Below are 788 nucleotides of genomic sequence, written 5' to 3'. Positions count from 1 at the left end.
TGGCAACGACCATGGTGTCCATGAATTCTGCTGCCGGGCGAACATTGAGGCGGCCGCCATTGTAGCGGCCATTGCTCATGACGAGACCATTGAGGGAGGCACCGGTTTCGGTGGCCAGCACGGTTTCACTATTGGCCTGGTGGCTGCTGGTGAGGTTGGTGTTGGCCTTGTACCAGTCTACGATGACTTCATGGCCCTGGGCATCGCGATACCAGACTGTAATTTCCCCCGCTCCCAGCGTACAAACCGACCTATTTGAACCTATTTGCCATCATCAAAGAACCTGTCAGTTATAACGTCAATTTGCCCAGGTAAATTTTCTTGTAAAAATTAAATACTGCAAAATAAGCATCTTTTTCGATTCAGGTGCCATCATGCAACGCTACTACCCCAGCCTTCAAGCCATTCACCAGCAGACCATGCAGTTGGAGTATGCGCAATGCAAGCATTGCCAGCAAACACAGCACCTGGTTTCGCATGGTTTCATCCGCAAGAAACGCTTGGGTGCCGAGCCGCAAGCAGTTGGCAAACGCGTCTACTGCTCCAACCGCCATCATCACACAGGGTGCGGGCGTACCATGCAGCTTTACCTGGATTCGACCATTCGCTATCTACATCATGCTGGCTGCTGTGTGGTGGCGTTTGTGTTATCGCTCATGACGGGTAAACCCATCTGGCATGCTTATCATGCCGCAACAGGTGCCACCACGCCGTGCAACGCGTATCGATGGCTGCATCGCTTACACATGCAGGCAAGTGCCTACCGCAGCTTACCGCACCGACCACCA

At 53.0% G+C, this 788-nt stretch carries 1 protein-coding gene; it reads left to right on the top strand.

Annotated features, from left to right (window positions below; genetic code table 11):
* Positions 1-374: 374 nt before the first annotated feature.
* Positions 375-788: hypothetical protein (locus tag ACO0LC_RS29110; RefSeq protein WP_423009745.1), on the top strand; the 414-nt coding region annotated here is incomplete at its 3' end.

The sequence above is a fragment of the Undibacterium sp. JH2W genome, assembly GCF_049340425.1.
GTDB lineage: Bacteria > Pseudomonadota > Gammaproteobacteria > Burkholderiales > Burkholderiaceae_D > Undibacterium.
Note: the sequence above shows the minus strand (reverse complement) of the source record. Positions and strands in the feature narration are given on the sequence as shown.